Annotated in this window: 16 protein-coding genes; 5 read left to right on the top strand and 11 right to left on the bottom strand. The window is 53.8% G+C overall.

Going from position 1 to position 20,449, the window contains the following annotated elements; translation table 11 throughout:
• The first annotated feature begins 91 nt into the window (after positions 1–91).
• Entirely contained in the window at positions 92–784 is a 693-nt protein-coding gene (gene torR / locus J1G48_RS00080) for a two-component system response regulator TorR (RefSeq protein ID WP_001562512.1), read from the top strand.
• On the opposite strand, the gene torT is transcribed toward torR, so the two are convergent.
• Positions 757–1,797 carry a TMAO reductase system periplasmic protein TorT gene (gene torT, locus J1G48_RS00075; protein ID WP_001202049.1) on the bottom strand — a complete coding sequence of 347 codons (1,041 nt, stop codon included), beginning with the start codon at positions 1,795–1,797 and terminating at the stop codon, positions 757–759. The two genes, torR and torT, sit on opposite strands and share 28 nt — an antisense overlap.
• A 79-nt stretch (positions 1,798–1,876) precedes the next feature.
• Between torT and torS the strand changes: the two genes are divergently transcribed.
• The gene (gene torS, locus J1G48_RS00070) at positions 1,877–4,612 is read left to right on the top strand and encodes a TMAO reductase system sensor histidine kinase/response regulator TorS (protein WP_000106946.1); all 2,736 of its coding nucleotides are present in this window, start codon (positions 1,877–1,879) and stop codon (positions 4,610–4,612) included.
• Positions 4,613–4,637: 25 nt separating this feature from the next.
• On the opposite strand, the gene J1G48_RS00065 is transcribed toward torS, so the two are convergent.
• The 6 genes from J1G48_RS00065 to yidA all read right to left on the bottom strand — a co-directional run bounded on the left by J1G48_RS00065 (position 4,638) and on the right by yidA (position 10,476).
• Complete coding sequence (locus J1G48_RS00065) at positions 4,638–5,975, bottom strand: MFS transporter (RefSeq protein WP_000253524.1); 1,338 nt, start codon at positions 5,973–5,975, stop codon at positions 4,638–4,640.
• 84 nt (positions 5,976–6,059) lie between these two features.
• A complete protein-coding gene (dgoD, locus tag J1G48_RS00060; RefSeq protein ID WP_000704735.1) occupies positions 6,060–7,208 on the bottom strand; it encodes a galactonate dehydratase in 1,149 nt (382 codons plus the stop codon).
• A complete protein-coding gene (locus J1G48_RS00055) occupies positions 7,205–7,822 on the bottom strand; it encodes a 2-dehydro-3-deoxy-6-phosphogalactonate aldolase (protein WP_001198739.1) in 618 nt (205 codons plus the stop codon). The genes dgoD and J1G48_RS00055 overlap by 4 nt, the downstream gene beginning before the upstream one ends.
• Positions 7,806–8,684, bottom strand: coding sequence for a 2-dehydro-3-deoxygalactonokinase (locus J1G48_RS00050; protein WP_000127132.1), 879 nt, complete (start codon positions 8,682–8,684; stop codon positions 7,806–7,808). The genes J1G48_RS00055 and J1G48_RS00050 overlap by 17 nt, the downstream gene beginning before the upstream one ends.
• Positions 8,681–9,370, bottom strand: coding sequence for a D-galactonate utilization transcriptional regulator DgoR (dgoR, locus tag J1G48_RS00045; RefSeq protein ID WP_000174317.1), 690 nt, complete (start codon positions 9,368–9,370; stop codon positions 8,681–8,683). Before dgoR ends, J1G48_RS00050 begins: the two co-directional genes overlap by 4 nt.
• Before the next feature lie 260 nt (positions 9,371–9,630).
• The gene (yidA, locus tag J1G48_RS00040; protein WP_000985570.1) at positions 9,631–10,476 is read right to left on the bottom strand and encodes a sugar-phosphatase; all 846 of its coding nucleotides are present in this window, start codon (positions 10,474–10,476) and stop codon (positions 9,631–9,633) included.
• 304 nt (positions 10,477–10,780) lie between these two features.
• Between yidA and J1G48_RS00035 the strand changes: the two genes are divergently transcribed.
• From J1G48_RS00035 to J1G48_RS00025, 3 genes are all read left to right on the top strand, one after another.
• Positions 10,781–12,043: an MFS transporter gene (locus J1G48_RS00035; RefSeq protein WP_000061259.1), complete on the top strand. Its 1,263-nt coding sequence runs from the start codon at positions 10,781–10,783 to the stop codon at positions 12,041–12,043.
• A 13-nt stretch (positions 12,044–12,056) separates the two neighbouring features.
• Positions 12,057–13,250, top strand: a complete 1,194-nt coding sequence (locus tag J1G48_RS00030) for a mandelate racemase/muconate lactonizing enzyme family protein (protein WP_000975838.1) — start codon at positions 12,057–12,059, stop codon at positions 13,248–13,250.
• A 114-nt stretch (positions 13,251–13,364) separates the two neighbouring features.
• Entirely contained in the window at positions 13,365–14,261 is an 897-nt protein-coding gene (locus J1G48_RS00025; RefSeq protein WP_001054589.1) for a LysR family transcriptional regulator, read from the top strand.
• 18 nt (positions 14,262–14,279) lie between these two features.
• Here J1G48_RS00025 and gyrB read toward each other — a convergent pair whose 3' ends face one another.
• The 4 genes from gyrB to dnaA all read right to left on the bottom strand — a co-directional run bounded on the left by gyrB (position 14,280) and on the right by dnaA (position 20,449).
• Entirely contained in the window at positions 14,280–16,694 is a 2,415-nt protein-coding gene (gene gyrB / locus J1G48_RS00020) for a DNA topoisomerase (ATP-hydrolyzing) subunit B (RefSeq protein WP_000072047.1), read from the bottom strand.
• A gap of 28 nt (positions 16,695–16,722) precedes the next feature.
• Positions 16,723–17,796: a DNA replication/repair protein RecF gene (gene recF, locus J1G48_RS00015; protein ID WP_000060081.1), complete on the bottom strand. Its 1,074-nt coding sequence runs from the start codon at positions 17,794–17,796 to the stop codon at positions 16,723–16,725.
• A gap of 147 nt (positions 17,797–17,943) precedes the next feature.
• Positions 17,944–19,044, bottom strand: coding sequence for a DNA polymerase III subunit beta (gene dnaN, locus J1G48_RS00010; protein WP_000673474.1), 1,101 nt, complete (start codon positions 19,042–19,044; stop codon positions 17,944–17,946).
• 4 nt (positions 19,045–19,048) lie between these two features.
• Complete coding sequence (dnaA, locus tag J1G48_RS00005) at positions 19,049–20,449, bottom strand: chromosomal replication initiator protein DnaA (protein ID WP_000059095.1); 1,401 nt, start codon at positions 20,447–20,449, stop codon at positions 19,049–19,051.

The following is a 20,449-nucleotide window of genomic DNA, read 5'->3' as shown; positions in this document are numbered from 1 at the left end:
TATTCCGCAAATATGAACAGCGTCACTGGTCAGGATGAACGGGATACGGCAATATATGAACAGATATGAACAGAAAGAGACCGCGCGCAGGATGTCACATCACATTGTTATTGTTGAGGATGAACCTGTTACTCAGGCCAGATTACAGGCCTATTTTGAGCAGGAGGGATATCGCGTTTCAGTGACCGACAGCGGCGCGGGCCTGCGCGACATCATGGAGCATGAGCACGTTTCGCTGATCCTGCTGGATATCAACCTCCCCGACGAAAACGGGTTGATGCTGACCAGGGCGCTACGCGAACGCTCCACGGTGGGCATTATTCTGGTGACGGGGCGTTGCGACCAAATCGACCGCATCGTCGGGCTGGAGATGGGCGCGGACGACTACGTCACCAAGCCGCTGGAACTGCGCGAGCTGGTAGTGCGGGTAAAAAATCTTTTGTGGCGTATCGATCTGGCCCGCCCCACGCCGCAAAATGCCAGTGAAAACTGCTATATGTTTTCCGGCTACTGCCTGAACGTGATGAATCACACGCTGGAGCACAACGGTGAAGCCATTAAGCTTACGCGCGCAGAGTACGAGCTGCTGCTGGCCTTTGTGACCAACCCAGGCAAAGTGCTGCATCGCGAACGTCTGCTGCGAATGCTTTCCGCCCGCCGCGTAGAGACCCCGGATCTCCGCACGATTGATGTCCTGGTTCGCCGCTTACGCCATAAAATTACGCCGGAACTGCTGGTCACACAGCATGGCGAAGGCTACTTTTTAGCCTCGGAGGTGTATTGATACAAATAGACGGGCCGAAATCCCGGAGGCGATAGCGAACGGCGAACGCGCGCGCTGTCGGCGTTGTTATGCGTCAAAATAAGCACCGGCGGGCTGATATTTTCAGGCACCGGTTGCCCCTGTAAGACCTTAATCGACTGCGTTATCGCTAATTCTCCCTGCCAGGCCATCTGATCGCTGAGCGCCATCAGGATATGGCCGCGTTTTAAACCGCGATAAACCTGATGCGTCAGATAAAATGAGACGATCGTGAGCGGAGTCGTCAAATTTCGCCCTTCGCCCATCGCCGCCTCCGCCGCTATCGCCGACCCGGCGACCACATTGGCGTCCGGATGACGCTCCAGCATTTCCTGGAGTAAGTTTCGCTGCACTTCAATGTCGTTATCGCCCCAGGCGATATCCACAATGTTGATGGCGCTGCCTTTAATTGCCTGACGAAAACCCGCCACCATCTCCTGACTGCCGCCAGCTTCCTCCGGCCCCGGGAAGAGTAAAACGTTAAGCGTTTTTCCTTTGCTCCACTGCACCAGGAAACGTCCCGGCAGATAACCCATCTGAAACCACGGCAGACCGACGTGAGTTGCCACGCTGGCGTCGCGTATCACGTTCGCCACTTCAATAACCGGCACATTACCGGCATACCGTTCCAGTTCCGGGAAACGAATGGTACTGCTGCCAAGCAGAATAGCGTCGGCGCCCCACTCCCGGCACTGCGTCATTTGCTGTTGTTGCGTCGCCAGTTGCCGATAGCCATTCGCTTCCAGCACTTTTAAATCAACGCCATACAATTTGGCCGCTTTTTGCATCCCGTAGTTGACGGACAACCAGTAAGAATCTTTCAGGCTGGGGTATAATGCGCACAGTTTCCAGGGTTTACTCGCATTGACTGACGTTTGCCGCCAGGGAATCGCCCGATCGGCGCGCGTCCAGTGTAGCAGTCCGGTTTCGGCTGACGCCGTTTCTACATTCGAGACGATGATTATCAAAAAAAAGAACGAAATAAGCGCGCGCATGATAGCCCCACCAGCAATAAGGTTTTATCCTAATGGTTTTTCCGGCGGCAACTCAACCCATTTCACCCGCAGCGCATAAATGTCAACGCCTTCACTGACCCGCAGATTATGGCTGGCCTTCGCCCTGATGGCGGCACTCACCCTGCTCAGCACCGTGATCGGCTGGATAAGCCTGCGCGTCATTAGTCAGGTGGAGCAAACCAATACGCAAGCGCTGCTCCCCACGATGAATATGGCCAGGCAGTTAAGCGAAGCCAGCGCTTACGAGCTCTTCTCCGCGCAAAATCTGACCAATGCCGACAGTGAGGGCGTTTGGCTGGCGCAGGGGAAGATGCTGAAAGCGCAAAGCCTTAAAATTAACCATCTTTTGCAGGCATTAAGCGAGCAGGGGTTTAATACCTCGGCCATCGCCCGGCAAGAAAAAGAGATTGCGCAAACGCTTGGGCAACAGGGAACGCTGGTCGGTGAAATTCTCACGCTGCGCGCACAGCAACAGCAGTTAAGCCGCCAGATTGCGGAGGCGGCGGAAAGCATTGCCGCCCAGGCTCACGGTCAGGCCAATAATGCAGCGACATCTGCGGGCGCCACCCAAGCCGGTATTTACGATCTTATCGAAAGCGGTAAAGGGGACCAGGCTGAACGCGCGCTTGACCGATTGATTGATATCGACCTTGAGTATGTGAATCAGATGAATGAGTTGCGGGTCAATGCCCTGCGGTTTAAGCTGCTCATTGTGACCTTAAAAGACGCGCAAGGGCTGAGCGATGCCGAGGACACCGATGAAAAACTTAATCAGTTGGTTAAAATTTTATCCCGCCGCCAGCAGCGTATAGAAGATCCTACCGTTCGCGCCCAAATCGCCGACGCGCTGGAGAAAATAAATCAGTACACCACACTGGTTACCCTGTTTCGTAAGGAAAACGCTATCCGCGACCAGCTTCAAACGCTTATGGCCAATAACCTCTTTCAGTTTACCCGCTTCAGTACGGAAGTGTCGCAGTTGGTGAACGCCATCGAAAAACGAAACGAGGCTGGGTTAGCGCGTCTTACACACGCCAGTCAGCGTGGGCAAATAGGGTTAGTGATCTTAGGTATCCTGGCGCTGTGCTCATTAAGTTTTATTCTTTGGCGAGTGGTTTACCGTTCCGTATCCCGCCCGCTGGCGCAACAAACGCAGGCCTTACAGCGGCTACTGGAGGGCGATATTGACTCACCGTTTCCGGAGGCGGCTGGCGTCAGCGAACTGGATACCATCAGCCGTCTGATGGAAGCGTTTCGCGCCAACGTGCGCAAATTGAACCGCCATCGTGAGGATTTGGCGGAACAGGTGCGTTCGCAAACGGCGGAGCTTCATGCGCTGGTGCTGGAACACCGGCAGGCGCGCGCCGAAGCGGAAAAGGCCAACGAGGCGAAATCGACGTTCCTTGCCGCCATGAGCCATGAAATTCGCACGCCGCTTTACGGCATTCTCGGTACGGTACAATTGCTGGCCGATAAACCGCTCATGGCAAACTACCGCGACGACTTACAGGCCATTAATGATTCAGGCGAATCGCTACTGGCGATTCTTAACGATATTCTTGATTACTCGGCGATTGAAGTAGGCGGCACCAACGTTTCTATTAGCGAGGAGCCGTTTGAACCGCGACAATTGTTGAATAGCGCGCTGCATTTAATGCACAGCCGCGTGCAGGTGGCGCTCATCGCCGACTTTAGCGAGCAACTCCCCTCCACGCTACAAGGCGATCCGCGCCGGATACGTCAAATTGTGATTAATCTTTTAAGTAATGCGGCGAAATTTACCGATCGCGGCAGCATAGTGCTGCGCACGTTTTGCGACGATCAGAGCTGGTTTATTGAGGTTGAAGATACCGGATGCGGTATCCCTGAAGCGAAGCTGACGGCTATTTTCAAACCGTTTGTGCAGGCGACAGGACGCCGGGGCGGGACGGGCCTGGGGCTGGCTATCAGCGCCAGCCTGGCAGAGGCGATGGGCGGGACGCTAACCGTCACCAGTACGCTTCATGTTGGCAGTTGTTTTCGTTTACAACTGCCGGTTCGCCACCCCAAACCCGCAAGCAAAAGTGCGTTCAGGAAACCGATAAATCTTAACGGATTACGCCTGTTGCTGATTGAAGATAATATGCTGACGCAGCGTATTACCGCTGAAATGCTCACGGGTAAAGGGGTGAAGGTCTCAGTAGCTGAAAGCGCGAATGACGCGCTACGCTGTTTAGCCGAAGGCGAGTCCTTTGATGTGGCGCTGGTGGATTTTGATTTACCGGATTATGACGGCTTAACCCTGGCGCAGCAGTTGATGAGTCAGTATCCCGCCATGAAACGCATTGGTTTTAGCGCGCATGTGATAGACGATAATCTTCGTCAGCGTACCGCCGGTCTTTTCTGCGGGATTATTCAAAAGCCCGTTCCCCGCGAGGAGCTTTACCGCATGATAGCTCACTATTTACAGGGCAAATCTCACAACGCGCGGGCGATGCTGAATGAACATCAGCTTGCCGGCGATATGGCGTCTGTCGGCCCGGAAAAACTCCGGCAATGGATCGCGTTATTCAAAGACAGCGCGCTGCCTTTAGTCGAGGAGATCGAGGCGGCGCGCGCCATGAATGACGACGTTAACATTAAGCGGCTGGCGCATAAATTAAAAAGCGGCTGCGCCAGCCTGGGGATGACGCAGGCAACCGAAGCCTGTCGGGAGCTGGAATTGCAACCGCTAAGCGATATAGATATTAAAACTATCGTGACGCAGGGGGTGACGGCGCTCGACGCATGGATAGCCGATCATCCTTCGCCATAATAGCTTCCGGCTCGCCACGGCCAACTTATCCGACGCGTTTCACATCGCCCACTAACAGGATGTAAGACAGCGCGCCCAGCAGGGCCACAACGGAGATATAGACCAGCGCCGGAGCAAAACCGTAGCTTTGCGCCAGATAACCAATCACTAACGGTACGCTAATCCCGCCCAACCCGCCGATAAAGTTAAACATACCGCCGGTAAGGCCAATCAACCGCATCGGCGCAAGCGAAGAGATTAACGACCAGGTAATGGACGCAAATCCGTTGCCGAAGAAAGCTATCGCCATCAACGCCATAATCCACAACGGATCGTTAGTGTAGTTAGCGCCCATAATGCACGTGGAGATGAGCAAACCGCAAATAATCGGCGTTTTGCGCGCCACGCCCAGCGAGAAGCCTTTTTTCACCAGTTTATCCGCCAGCCAGCCGGAGAGTAGTACGCCAAAAAAGGCAGCCAGGAACGGTACGGTCGTCATAAAGCCCGCTTTTAGCGCGGTAATGCCTTTTTCCTGGGTCAGATAATTAGGGAACCAGGTCAGAAAGAACCATAGCGTAGAGTTTACGGCGAACTGACCGAGGTAGACGCCCACCAGCTTACGATGGAACACCAGTTTCCAGTCGGCTTTCGTCAACGGCTGGCGGGCCTCTTTTTTCGCTGGCGCATCGCCATCCACCAGACCGCCGCCATCGCGAATATACTCCAGCTCCGCCTGGCTAAGGCTTTTCGTCAAACGCGGCGGTTGATAAACCTTAAACCAGACCAATGACCAGATAATCCCGATACCGCCGGTGACGATAAAGACCCAGTGCCAGCTCAGCATTTCCTGAATCCAGATCAGCAGCGGCGTAAGGAATGCCAGTCCGACGAACTGTCCGGAGGTGTAGAACCCGACTGCGGATGCGCGCTCATGCTCCGGAAACCAGCTAGTGACCATCCGGTTATTTGCCGGAAAGGCTGGTGCCTCGAAAATCCCGGTAATAGCGCGCAGGCCGATAAGCGACAATAGTCCCGTCGCAAACCCCTGCAATAGCGTCGCGACTGACCAGCCGAAGATAGCGATAAAATAGGTCAGCCGGGACCCAATACGGTCGAGAAACCAGCCGCCAGGGATCTGGCATAACGTATAGAGCCAGGCAAAAGCGGAGAAGACATAGCCCATTTCCGCTTTGGTAATGCCGAATTCTTTTTGAATATGCATGGAAGCCACGGCAAGGTTGGCGCGATCGACGTAGCAAATCACCACGGTAATAAAGATCATCACCAGCGTCAGATAGCGGCGACGCCCCGGCTGTGCTGCTGTAACTGAAATATCCATCGTCATCTGTCTCCAGATTCTGGGCATAGCGAGGCCGCTCACCATGCCCTGTAAATTACAGAGGGTGTGTTTTTATATTTAAATTGGGTTGCCCGGAGGGCGACGTTTGTTGAGCCTACAGCGTGGCGATCACCACTCGGCTACCGATCCGTCAGCGTGCCGCCACAACGGATTACGCCAGTCCGGCGCGCTTTTGCTAAGTTCAATCACCCTGGCCTCGTCAATGTCTACGCCAAGACCCGGTTTGGTTAAGGGTTTAAAGAAGCCGCCGTCCATGCTGAAGTCTTCTTTGTTTTTCACAAAGTCGAGCAGCTCCGCGCCCTTGTTATAGTGAATGCCCATGCTCTGCTCCTGGAATACCGCGTTGCGCGAAACAAAATCGATATGCAGGCAGGCAGCCAGGGCGATTGGACCCAGCGGGCAATGCGGCGCCAGCGCCACATCATATGCTTCCGCCATTCCGGCGATTTTATAGCATTCGGTAATGCCGCCCGCGTGGGATAAATCCGGCTGTAGAATCGCCAACCCGCCCGCGTCCAGCACGCGTTTAAATTCAAAACGCGAGAACATACGTTCGCCTGCGGCAATCGGAATATGCGTTTGCGCTGCCAGGCGCGGATAATATTCCGCCTGTTCCGCCAGCACCGGCTCTTCAATAAACAGCGGGCGATAGGGTTCCAGTTCTTTAATCAGCACCTTCGCCATCGGCGCGCTAACGCGACCGTGGAAGTCGAGCCCAAACTCAATTTCACTGCCGAAAGCTTCGCGGATTTGCGCCACGGTATTGACCGCCGCATCCACCGCACGGGAGTTATCAATCACGCCCATCTCTTCACAGCCGTTCAGCTTGAAGGTGTCAAAACCAATACCGCGCAATTTTTCAATACCGTCAATGACGTCTGCCGGACGATCGCCACCCACCCAGCTATAGGCCTTGATTTTGTCGCGCACTAGGCCGCCCATGAGCTGCCAGACCGGCGCATTCAACACCTTGCCTTTGATATCCCACAGTGCCTGGTCAATACCGGCGATGGCGCTCATCATAATCGGGCCGCCGCGATAAAAACCGGCCCGGTACATTACCTGCCATAGGTCGTTGATACGCGCCGGATCTTTCCCTATCAGGTAGTCGGCAAACTCATGTACTGCCGCCTCTACAGTACGTGCCCGACCTTCAATGACCGGCTCTCCCCAGCCAACCACGCCTTCATCCGTTTCGATTTTCAGGAACATCCAACGTGGAGGTAAACGGTACGTGGTGATGTGAGTTATTTTCATTTCACTGCCTCTCGATACGCATTAACAAATGCCGCAGCCTGCTGCGCGGTGCGTTCAACGGATTGCCCGGCGCGATAGAGATCGCTACCCAATCCCGCGCCCACACAGCCGGCTTTAATCCATTGCGCCAGGTTTTCCGGCGTCACGCCGCCGACGGCAAATAGCGGAACATCCGGCGGAAGTACCGCTTTCAGCGCGCTGATGTAGCCCGGACCAAACGCCGACGACGGGAAAATTTTTAACGCCTGTGCGCCTGCATCCAGCGCAGAAAAGGCTTCCGTTGCCGTGGCGCAGCCCGGACACACGGTCATGCCATAGCTCACCGCCCGGCGGATCACCTCCGGTTGGATATTCGGCGTGACGATCAGCTTGCAGCCCATCCCGGCAAGCTGGTCTACCTGTTCCGGTTTCAGTACGGTACCAGCGCCAATAAGCGCCCTGCCGCCATACGCCTTCACCACGAAAGAAATGCTTTTTTCCCACTGTGGGGAGTTAAGCGGAATTTCTATAGCGTCAAATCCCGCATCCACCACCGCGCCAACGTGCGCCAGGGCATCATCGGGCGTAATACCGCGTAAGATAGCGATGAGAGGGAGATTAGTTTGCCACTGCATGAGCGATGCTCCTTATTCCAGCCTGAAATGCCATATCGCCATCCACGGTTGAAACATCACGCCCAATAGCACTAAACGCCTGTTGGTAACGTGAGATCAGCGCGGGTCCAGCGACGAGAGTGATAGCCTGTTGCGCCGCGAAGGATTCGCTCATGCTGGCGACTTCCGCGCCAATCAACAGGCCGGAGAGGAAGTCGCTGACCTGCTCACGCGCAAGGTGTCCCAACACGTGCGAGGCGCGAACCTCAAAAAGAGAAGGCAGGACGGCAGGAGAATTAAGACCGCGCTCCAGCCCCGCGGCATAGGCGTCGCCAGAAACTTCCTGTTCCGGCAAACCAGCCCCGACCAGCGAGTGACGCAGCAACAAGTGATGGAGTTCGCCTGTCATCACAGTACGAAAATCATGAATTTGTTGCGTATCAGTCTGTACCCATTTGCAATGCGTGCCGGGCATGACATAGACAGAAGAAGGAGAAAGTTCGCGGGCGCCAAGCAGTTGCGTCTCTTCACCGCGCATCACGTTGTGGTTATCCTCGCGTGAGACACACAATCCGGGAATGATCCAGATGTTGTCGCCAACGGCGGTTAACTGTTCGCCAATAGCGGAGAACAGGGCGGGAACCGGCAGATAAGGCGCATTTTGCCAGCCTACGTTACTGCCGATCATGCCCGCCATTACCACTGGGGTGGCGCTGTCGCGCCAGTGTGTTGTGACTTCTGCTAACACCGCGTCAGGAGATTTACCGTTCAGGCGTGTAACGCCTGCTTCTGATTGCCTGCTCTCCAGGCATTTGTCGCCCTGGTAAAGCCAGGCGCGCAGATTGGTCGATCCCCAGTCAATTGCGATGTAGCGAGCTGTCATGTGATTTCCTTTAACCTTCGTGTCGAGCTGGCGATCATGGTTAATGCCGCCTGCTCTGCCGCATCGCCATCCTGATGCCGTATCGCATCGAATAGCGCCTTATGTTCCTGGAGCGTTTTCGGCATATTGGCCGCATCGCCCATCCAGGTCCGTTCAAATACCGCTCGCTGTAGCGAGCTGATCGCTACATTTAACTGTTGCAGTACCGGGTTATGCACCGACTGCAACACTGCTTCGTGATAGCGAATATCCGCCTCGTTAAACGCTTCCCGGTCCTGGTTGTTGGCAATCATGTCGTTTAGCGCCGACTCAATTTCAGCCAGATCGCTTGATGTTGCCCGTTCCGCCGCCCAGCGTGCTATTGCTGGCTCCACCAGGTTTCGTATTTCGCTCATCGCGCTGATAAGCCTCGGGTCGTAGTCATTTTCCAGCACCCATTGCAGCACGTCGGTATCGAGATAATTCCACTGGTTACGCGGTGCGATAAACGCGCCGCGATAGCGCTTCATTTCAATTAGCCGCTTCGCCATAAGCGAACGAAACACTTCGCGAATGATGTTGCGCGACGTTTCAAACTCCTCGCACAGATCCGCTTCCGCTGGCAGCGCCGAACCGGGTACGTATTTACCGCTGACAATCTGTTTGCCCAGCGTGATAACGATGCGATCGGTTTTATTGAGAGTCATAGAGAGTCCTTGTGCTCGATGTGAACTCTCTTACTTTACCGCGATAGCTGAATTACGCCGCAATTTTGTAGTACTAGCGTGATATCAACCGTCGTTATCATGCCATTAATGTAGTACAACATAATTATGTTGTACTACAATTTAGATCACAAAAACAACAATTGGTTATGGGAACGTTATAAGACGTAAACGAAAGACATAAAAAAACCCGCAGCAAGTGCGGGTCGTTAAGCGCGTATTTGCCCGATGGCGGCTATGCCTTATCGGGCGGGGAAATGGCCGGATGAGTGATCGGGGTTCAGCACAAATTTTTCAATCGCCCAGGCAACACCATCTTCAAGGTTCGATTTAGTCACAAAGTTAGCCACCTCTTTGACCGACGGAATGGCGTTGTCCATTGCCACGCCCATACCGGCGTATTCGATCATCGCAATGTCGTTTTCCTGATCGCCAATCGCCATCACCTCCTCTGGCTTAATACCCAGCGCCTCGGCCAGTGATTTTACGCCGGTGCCTTTATTAACCCGTTTATCGAGGATTTCAAGGAAGTACGGCGCGCTTTTCAGCACGGTGTACTTTTCCTTCACCTCTGCCGGTATACGCGCAATCGCCCGGTCGAGAACGGCAGGCTCATCGATCATCATAACTTTCAGGAACTGGGTGTTCGGGTCCATCTTCTCCGCTTCACAAAATACCAGCGGAATGGTCGCCACATACGACTCATGCACCGTGTAGTAGCTGATATCGCGGTTAGCGGTATAAAGCGTATTTCGGTCTAATGCGTGGAAGTGAGAACCCACCTCACGGGACAGTTTTTCCAGGTAACGGTAGTCATCATAGCTGAGCGCCGTTTGCGCAACCGTACTGCCGTCCCCTGCTTTCTGCACCAGCGCCCCGTTATAGGTGATGCAATAATCGCCGGGCTGTTCCATGTGAAGTTCTTTCAGGTAACTGTGCACACCCGCATACGGACGGCCTGTGGTCAGCACCACATTTACCCCTTTTTCACGCGCAGCGGCAATCGCGTTTTTAACCGCCGGAGAAATGGTGTGATCGGGCAGCAGAAGGGTGCCATCCATGTCGATAGCAATAAGTTTGATAGCCATGAAATCCCCGCATTAAATGAGTCCTGACTCATGCTAACGCGATTCCGCTCAAAAAACAGCAAAGAATCCGAGAGAAAGGGGGATAAGATTCACAAACGGGATTCCCCTTTTCAGGCCGTATTCTCCCTCCTGATGTATTAGATAACCTCATTAATCAAACAGAAAATACCGTTTTTCTAAAAGAATGTGTATTGCTACTTTGGACATCATCACTTAGAGCCTAATGGGATTGGTTCTTAATCAGTAAAAATCAACAAAAACTTATATTTTAAAATAACCTTATCCGATGAGAAGGAGATCGCTAATGTCGATGGCCCTTACCGCCCCCCCAACCAGGAAAAGATTTTTAATCGTTGCCTGTCTGTTTATTGGAATATTTATTGCTTATCTCGATCGCGTTAATGTTTCGGTATTAGCCGCGAATGAACCCTTCTTAGCCTATATGGGTATTGAAGGTATGCCATTGCAAATCGGCATGATGATGACCGTCTTTCTGGCCGCTTATGGTATCGCTAACGTTGTATTATCACCGCTTGGTGATTATCTCGGCCCCAGAAAAGCAATGATGCTTTGTATTCTGATCTGGACTATCGCTTTAATGATTGGCGGAGTCGCTACATCATTCGCTCTAATTATTATTTGCCGTATATTACTGGGCATCGGAGAGGGATTTTATTATCCACTGCAAAGCGTATTTATTAAAAACTGGTTCCCGAAGCAGGAACGCGGCAGAGCAAACGCGGCGTGGATCGTCGGCCAGTCAGTCGCTCCCGCCATTGCGATGCCTTTTTTCACCTGGTGGATAGGCACCCACGGCTGGCGCTCCAACTTCTTTTTATGCGCCGCTCTTGGGTTAATCCCACTCTGGCTACTTTGGCGATATGTTGCTGATAAACCAGAACAACATAAAAGTATCAGCGAGCAGGAACTGGCTTATATCAAAGCCGGGCAGGAAACGGAAAGCGCAGGCAGCAGCGAAAGTTTTATGTTGCGGGTAAAACCGGTGATTACCAACTACAGCTATTGGTTGCTGGTGCTGTGGTATCTGTGTCTGCAATGCCTGTACTGGGGGATGATTACCTGGCTGCCGACCTATCTAAAATCAGCCAGAGGGTTCAGTTGGGCGGAAATGGGCTGGCTGGCGTCGCTTCCCTTTGTCCTGTCGATATTTGCCAAAGCGGCCGCAGGCGTCTTCGTCGATAAAATAGGACGCAGCGCCCCCATATTAATGGTATTAATGTTTTTCGCTGGCGTCAGTATCTATTTCGGCACCATAACCGAACATAAATATATGTCAGCGGTACTCCTCTCCTTTGCTGTTGCTTTCTGTACGATGGGTACACCCGTTGCCTGGACGTTATTACAGGGAATGATACCCGGAAAATCTATTTCCGCCGCCAGCGGCGTAATGAACGGCGTCGCCAATGGACTCTCTTCATTATCCCCCGTATTTATCGGCTTATTTATTTCTATCACTGGAACTTATACCGGCGGCTTACTATGCCTGGTTTTTATCAGCGCTATCGCCGTGGTATCGGCATTAATCTTAACGATTAAAAAATATTAATTACGAGGAGTAAATGATGAAAATTACCAGCGTTGATATTATTGATGTGGCGAACGATTTTGCGTCCGCCACCAGCAAATGGCGTCCGGTGGTGGTAAAAATTAATACCGATGAGGGCATTTCCGGTTTTGGCGAAGTCGGGTTGGCCTACGGCGTCGGTGCCTCCGCAGGCATCGGCATGGCAAAAGATTTAGCCGCCATTATCATCGGCATGGACCCGATGAATAACGAAGCTATCTGGGAAAAGATGCTCAAAAAAACCTTCTGGGGGCAGGGCGGCGGCGGCATCTTTTCCGCTGCGATGAGCGGCATCGATATCGCGCTGTGGGATATCAAAGGCAAAGCGTGGGGCGTGCCGCTGTATAAAATGCTTGGCGGCAAAAGCCGCGAGAAAATAAGAACCTACGCCAGTCAGCTACAGTTTGGTTGGGGGGACGGCAGCGATAAAGATATGCTGACCGAGCCGGAGCAGTATGCACAGGCGGCACTGACCGCCGTCAGCGAAGGCTATGACGCAATAAAAGTGGATACCGTCGCAATGGATCGCCACGGCAACTGGAACCAGCAAAACCTCAACGGGCCTCTCACCGATAAAATCCTGCGTCTGGGCTACGACCGTATGGCCGCCATTCGCGATGCAGTCGGCCCGGATGTGGATATCATCGCCGAAATGCATGCCTTTACGGATACCACCTCGGCGATTCAGTTTGGCCGCATGATCGAAGAACTGGGCGTCTTCTACTACGAAGAGCCGGTCATGCCGTTGAACCCCGCGCAGATGAAGCAGGTTGCCGATAAGGTCAATATTCCACTGGCGGCTGGCGAACGTATTTACTGGCGCTGGGGATACCGTCCTTTCCTGGAAAACGGCAGCCTGAGCGTTATTCAGCCCGATATCTGCACCTGCGGCGGCATCACCGAAGTGAAGAAAATCTGCGATATGGCGCATGTTTACGACAAAACGGTGCAAATCCACGTTTGCGGCGGGCCAATTTCCACAGCAGTGGCGCTGCATATGGAAACCGTGATCCCGAACTTCGTCATCCACGAACTGCACCGGTATGCGCTGCTGGAGCCGAATACACAGACCTGTAAATACAACTACCTGCCGAAGAACGGCATGTACGAAGTCCCGGAGCTTCCCGGCATCGGCCAGGAACTGACCGAAGAAACCATGAAAAAATCACCAACCATCACCGTAAAATAAGCCAACTGTCTGCCTGCGCCGCAGGCAGACACCCTGTATTTGCGAGTCGTATCAACGCGACCTTATCCAGCCTGAGATAAAATCCTCTCAGTAAAGGGGTAACACAGGTGGCAAATGAATTTAACTATCCGGCAATTTCGCGCGTTTCTGGCCGTCGCGGATTTGCGTAGTTTTACCGCCGCCAGCAAATATCTGTGCATCACGCAGGGAGCTGTTAGCGGTTTAATCAACGAAATGGAAAGCCAGATGGAGGTTTCCCTTTTCGACCGCACTTCGCGCGTGGTGAAGCTATCGCCCGACGGCGAAAAGTTTTTACCCGCCGCCATGCGGGTTGTTGAAGAGTTTCAACGGGCCGAAAATTATGCCCGCGACCTGAAAGAGATCAAAAAATCCCTGGTGCGGGTTGTTGGCGCGCCGCTGATCGCCTGTGCTTTTCTGCCGCAAATCATCCATGCCTTTAAGCGGCAGCATCCGCATACCCACGTACAGCTTATTGATAAGCCCATGTCGCAATTACAAAAAAGCATTATGTTGGGAGAAGCCGATTTTGGTATCGGCCCGGAGCGGCCGCTGGAACCGGAAATCGACAAACAAACGCTGTTCACAACGGAAATCGCCCTGTACTGCCATCCGGACTATCGGCTGCATAAAAAAACGGTTCGCTGGGAAGAGATTCAAAGCGAAGAGCTGATCGCCGTTGGCAACGAATCCATTCCGATGATCTCCGCAACCGCTGGCGTGCGCATTAAGCCCAAAATGACGGTGGAACATATGGCGACCGCCATGTCGCTGGCGGCGCAGTGTGAAGGCGTGGTGATCGCCGGAACCTTTTCCCGCCATTACGCCAAAAGCTACCAATTAGCGACCTGTTCGCTCACGCCTCCGCTGCGGCGCAATATGAACCTTTATTTCCATGCGTGGCGCGCACAAACGCCCGCCACTCAGCGCTTTAGAGATTTTTTATTCAGCTATGTCGATGAACATCATGATGCCCCGGCCAACCAGCGGTAGGCCGGGGATTAAGGCAGGTTAAATATCGATATTCGCTGCTTTCAGGGCGTTCTCTTCGATAAAGGCACGACGCGGCTCAACGGCATCACCCATCAGCGTGGTGAACAGCTGGTCGGCAGCAATCGCATCTTTGACGGTCACACGCAGCATACGGCGGCTTTCCGGGTCCATGGTGGTTTCCCACAGCTGATCCGGGTTCATTTCACCCAGACCTTTATAACGCTGGATAGCCAGACCGCGACGTGATTCTTTCACCAGCCACTCCAGCGCCTGCTCGAAGCTGGTTACCGGCTGGCGACGCTCGCCGCGTTCGATAAACGCATCCTCTTCAATCAGACCGCGCAGCTTCTCGCCCAGCGTGCAGATACGACGATATTCCGCGCCGGTCACAAACTCGTGATCCAACGGATAATCGGTATCCACGCCATGCGTACGCACGCGAACGATCGGCTCGAACAGATTCTGTTCCGTATTAGTATGAACATCGAACTTCCACTGACTGCCGTGCTGCTCTTTCTCGTTCAGCTCGGTAATCAGCGCATTCACCCAGCGCGTTACAGTCTGCTCATCAGAAAGATCGGCTTCGGTCAGAGTTGGCTGATACACCAGCTCTTTGAGCAGCGCTTTCGGGAAGCGACGCTCCATACGACCAATCATTTTCTGCGTGGCGTTATATTCAGAGACCAGTTTTTCTAACGCTTCGCCGGATAGCGCTGGCGCATGAGCGTTCGCGTGCAGAGTCGCACCGTCAAGCGCGATGGAAATCTGGTACTGATCCATCGCTTCGTCGTCTTTAATGTACTGTTCCTGCTTGCCTTTCTTGACTTTGTACAGCGGCGGCTGCGCAATGTAGACGTGGCCGCGCTCGACGATTTCCGGCATCTGACGATAGAAGAAGGTCAACAGCAGCGTACGGATGTGCGAGCCGTCGACGTCCGCATCGGTCATGATGATGATGCTGTGATAGCGCAGCTTGTCCGGGTTGTACTCGTCGCGACCGATACCGCAGCCCAGCGCGGTGATCAGCGTCGCCACTTCCTGAGAGGAGAGCATCTTGTCGAAGCGCGCTTTCTCGACGTTGAGGATTTTACCTTTCAGCGGCAGAATCGCCTGGTTCTTGCGGTTACGCCCCTGCTTCGCAGAGCCGCCCGCGGAGTCCCCTTCCACCAGGTACAGTTCGGACAGCGCCGGGTCGCGTTCCTGGCAGTCCGCCAGTTTGCCCGGCAGGCCCGCTAAATCCAGCGCGCCTTTACGACGGGTCATTTCACGGGCGCGACGCGCCGCTTCACGCGCACGCGCGGCGTCGATAATTTTGCCGACGACAATTTTCGCGTCAGATGGGTTTTCCAGCAAGTATTCGCTCAGCAGTTCGTTCATCTGCTGTTCCACCGCCGATTTCACCTCGGAAGAGACCAGCTTGTCTTTGGTCTGCGAGGAGAATTTCGGGTCCGGTACTTTTACGGAAACCACCGCAATCAGACCTTCACGGGCATCGTCGCCAGTGGCGCTGACTTTGGCTTTTTTGCTGTAGCCTTCTTTGTCCATGTAGGCGTTCAGCGTACGGGTCATCGCCGCACGGAAGCCTGCAAGGTGAGTACCGCCGTCACGCTGCGGAATGTTGTTGGTAAAGCAGTAGATATTTTCCTGGAAACCATCGTTCCACTGCAGCGCTACTTCGACGCCGATACCGTCTTTTTCGGTGGAGAAGTAGAAGATATTCGGGTGGATCGGCGTTTTATTCTTGTTCAGATATTCAACAAACGCCTTGATGCCGCCTTCGTAGTGGAAATGATCTTCTTTGCCATCGCGCTTGTCGCGCAGGCGGATGGAAACGCCAGAGTTCAGGAATGACAGTTCACGCAGGCGTTTCGCCAGGATCTCATATTCAAATTCAGTGACGTTAGTGAAGGTTTCGTGGCTCGGCCAGAAACGTACCATCGTGCCGGTTTTATCGGTATCGCCAGTGACGGCCAGGGGTGCCTGCGGCACGCCGTGCTCGTAGATCTGACGGTGAATTTTGCCATCTCGCTGGATAACCAGTTCCAGTTTTTGCGACAGAGCGTTGACTACCGAGACGCCCACGCCGTGCAGACCACCAGAGACTTTATAGGAGTTATCGTCAAATTTACCGCCCGCGTGCAGAACGGTCATGATCACTTCCGCCGCCGAGACGCCTTCTTCCGGGTGAATACCGGTCGGAATGCCACGGCCATCATCCGTTACGGACACGGAATTATCGGCGTGAATAGTCACGACGATATCTTTACAGTGTCCCGCGAGCGCTTCGTCGATAGCGTTATCTACCACCTCGAATACCATGTGGTGCAGACCGGTGCCGTCATCCGTGTCGCCGATATACATACCCGGGCGCTTACGCACCGCATCCAGCCCTTTCAGGACTTTGATACTGGAGGAGTCATAAGAATTCGACATCAACGTTTCTCGCTCATTTAATCTTGGGTTAATCCGTTATTTTACCCTTTTCCACGGTAAACATCTTCGAATTTTCATCCGACATGTCTATAACGTGTTCAGCGCTAATTGCGCTGACAAAGACCTGCGATTGCGTGGCTTTTAAGCGGCTGGCCAGCAGTCCGCGACGCGCATCGTCAAGTTCAGAGGCAAAATCATCTATCAGGTACAGGCAGCGCCGCCCGCTTTCGCGGGTGAGGAACTCGCCCTGCGCCAGACGTAAGGCGCACATCAATAACTTTAGCTGCCCGCGCGACAGGGTATCTTCCACCGGCGCGCCGTCGGCGCGAATGCGAAAGTCCGCTTTATGCGGCCCGTGCGCGGTGTAGGTCAACATACGGTCACGCTCAAAGCTTCGCTCCAGCACGTCCGCATAGTCTGTCTCTTTCTCCCAGCCGCGCTGGAAAGAGAACGTCAGGGAAAATTCAGGTAAAAACTGCTGACAGGTATCCGCCATGTCCTGTGCGATAGCGCTACTGTACTCCGCCCGCCAGGTACTAATTTGTTCCGCCAGCGGAATCAGCTCTTTATCCCACGGGCGCAATTGCTCATAACGACTCACCTGGCGCAGCGCAGCATTACGCTGTTTCAGCAATCGTTTCAGGTTGCTCCAGGCGGTGAAGAATCCGGCTTCGTTGTGAAAGCATCCCCAGTCAAGGAACGCTCTTCTGTATTTGGGGCCGCCGTTGAGTAAAGTAAACCCCTCCGGCGTAATCAACTGCATCGGCATTAAATGCGCCAGCTCCGCGATCTTGTGACCGTCGGTACCGTCGATACGGACTTTGCTGTCGCCCTGCTTATCTTTGGTTAAGCCAATCGACGTCTCACGCTCTTCGCCCTGCAGGCGCCCGTGGAGAACAAACGCTTCCTGCTCATGACGAATCACGCGGCCAGGCTGCAAACTGCGAAACGCCCGACCGTGGCCAAGCGTATAGATAGCTTCCAGCACGCTGGTTTTGCCGCTGCCGTTGGCGCCAACCAGGAAGTTAAAGCCGGGGGATAAAGCGAGATCCGCATTTTCTATGTTGCGGAAGTCTTTGATTAAAAGGCGCGTCAGTGACATATATTAGTACATTCGTCCAGGGGCGTGTGTGTCGCAGCCAGTTCGTCTACCGCCAGCGCGCAGAAAGCGGAGCGTACACGAAGTACGTGAGCATTTCGAGCACTGCCGGGAGGCGAAATGGCAAGTAAACCAGCCCCTTTTCAGATTCTACAGCCTCATTGGCATAACAACGTAGGCAGCACTCTGTGACGCCGCATCCTCAATCTGTACGCTGGATACGGAATCCGTCAGCATAATGCGCACGGTTTCGCACTTCAGCGCATTGAGCACGTCCAGCACGTAACTGACGTTAAAGCCGATTTCCATCTCCGTCCCGCCGTAGCTCACGTCCAGAATCTCTTCCGCTTCTTCCTGCTCCGGGTTATTGGCGGTGATTTTGAGCTGATTCTCACTGACGTACAGACGCACGCCGCGGAATTTCTCATTCGAGAGGATTGCTGCGCGGGCAAACGCCTGCTTGAGGATATCGCAGCCCGCTTCCAGATGTTTATCCGGATTCTTCGGCAGAACGCGACGGTAATCCGGGAAGCGACCATCCACCAGCTTCGAGGTGAAGATAAAGTCGCCAACGTGCGCGCGGATATTATTACTGCCGATCTGCACGCGCAGCGGGTTTTCACCGCCGTCGAGCATACGCATCAGTTCAATCACGCCTTTACGCGGCACAATCACCGAGTGGCTGGGTAAAGACGCTTCCAGCGGCATTGAGCACACCGCCAGGCGGTGGCCGTCGGTCGCGACAGTGCGCAGTTCGCTACCTTCCGTTTCAAACAGCATACCGTTTAAGTAGTAGCGCACATCCTGATGAGCCATCGAAAACTGGGTCGCTTCAATCAGGCGCTTCATCGTGGCCTGCGGCAGCGTAAATTCAACTTCGCTTTGCCAGTCGTCAAGATTCGGGAAATCGGCGGCAGGCAGCGTAGACAGCGAGAAGCGGCTACGGCCAGAACGCACCAGCATCCGATCGCCTTCCAACTGAACGGCAATCTCCGCGCCCTCCGGCAGGCCGCGGCAGATATCAAAGAATTTCCGCGCCGGCACGGTAGTGGCGCCCGGCTCATGCGGCTGAGAAAGCGTAACGCGCGCGACCATCTCCATTTCAAGATCGGTGCCGGTCAGAGAAAGCGTACCGTCCGCTACCTGGAGGAGCAGGTTACCGAGAATCGGCAGCGTAGGACGACCGCCCAGCGGGCCGCTGACCTGCTGAAGCGGTTTTAATAAATGTTCACGTTCAACGGTAAATTTCATAGGATCACGACGACAATGTTCTGATTAAATTCGAAAAATCTTCTTTGATATCGTGGCTTTCTTCACGCAGTTGCTCAATTTTACGACAGGCATGAAGTACGGTAGTGTGGTCGCGCCCGCCAAACGCATCGCCGATTTCCGGCAGACTGTGGTTGGTGAGTTCTTTTGCCAGCGCCATAGCCATCTGGCGCGGACGTGCTACCGAGCGAGATCGACGCTTAGAAAGCAGATCCGCAATTTTGATTTTGTAATACTCGGCCACCGTCTTCTGAATATTGTCGATGGTGACCAGTTTTTCCTGCAACGCCAGTAAATCGCGCAGCGCTTCGCGCACAAAGTCGATAGTAATCGCCCGGCCGGTAAAGTTGGCATTGGCGATCACCCGGTTCAGCGCGCCTTCCAGTTCACGTACGTTAGAGCGTAGACGCTTGGCGATAAAGAACGCTACTTCGCCTGGCAGACGAATATCATTTTCGTCCGCTTTTTTCATCAGGATCGCCACGCGGGTTTCCAGCTCTGGTGGTTCGATCGCCACTGTCAGCCCCCAACCAAAGCGGGACTTGAGACGATCCTCAACGCCGTTGATCTCTTTCGGATAGCGATCCGACGTCAAAATGATCTGCTGATTGCCTTCCAGCAGAGCGTTAAAGGTATGGAAAAACTCTTCCTGGGATCGTTCTTTATTGGCGAAGAATTGAATATCGTCGATCAGCAATGCGTCAACGGAGCGGTAGTAGCGTTTAAACTCTTCGATGGCGTTATTTTGCAGGGCTTTTACCATGTCCTGCACAAAGCGCTCGGAGTGCATATACACGACTTTCGCGTTGGGTTTGCGCGCCATAATGCCGTTACCCACCGCGTGCAGCAGGTGAGTTTTACCCAGACCGGTGCCGCCATAGAGGAATAACGGGTTATAAGCGCCGCCAGGATTATCCGCCACCTGACGTGCCGCCGCGCGCGCCAGTTGGTTGGATTTACCTTCGACGAAGTTATCAAATGTATGTTTAACATTGACGTTGGAGCGGTAGGTCGGCTCCGCCGGCGCTGGTACGTTATCCCAGCCCGAACGGGCCGCAGGCGCTACGCGCTGCGGCTGCGCCGTCGTTGTCTGCGTAGGCGCGACAACGTTATGCACAGGCGTTTTTAGCGTTTGCGTAACGGGCTTTGTTCCCACTTCAAAACGCAGTTGTGGGGCATCCGCGCCGCAGAATGTGTTGAGTAATCCATTGATATTGTTGAGGTACTTATCTCTTACCCAATCGAGCACAAAACGGTTTGGCGCATACAAAGCCAGCGTGTTATCGCTCAGTTCCGCCTGCAACGGGCGTATCCACATACTGAATTCTGTGGCTGGTAACTCATCCTGCAATCGGGCAAGACACTGCTGCCAAAGCGAAAGTGACAC

Source organism: Salmonella sp. SAL-020, from assembly GCF_017372215.1.
Classification (GTDB): Bacteria; Pseudomonadota; Gammaproteobacteria; order Enterobacterales; family Enterobacteriaceae; genus Salmonella; species Salmonella enterica.
Note: the sequence above shows the minus strand (reverse complement) of the source record. Positions and strands in the feature narration are given on the sequence as shown.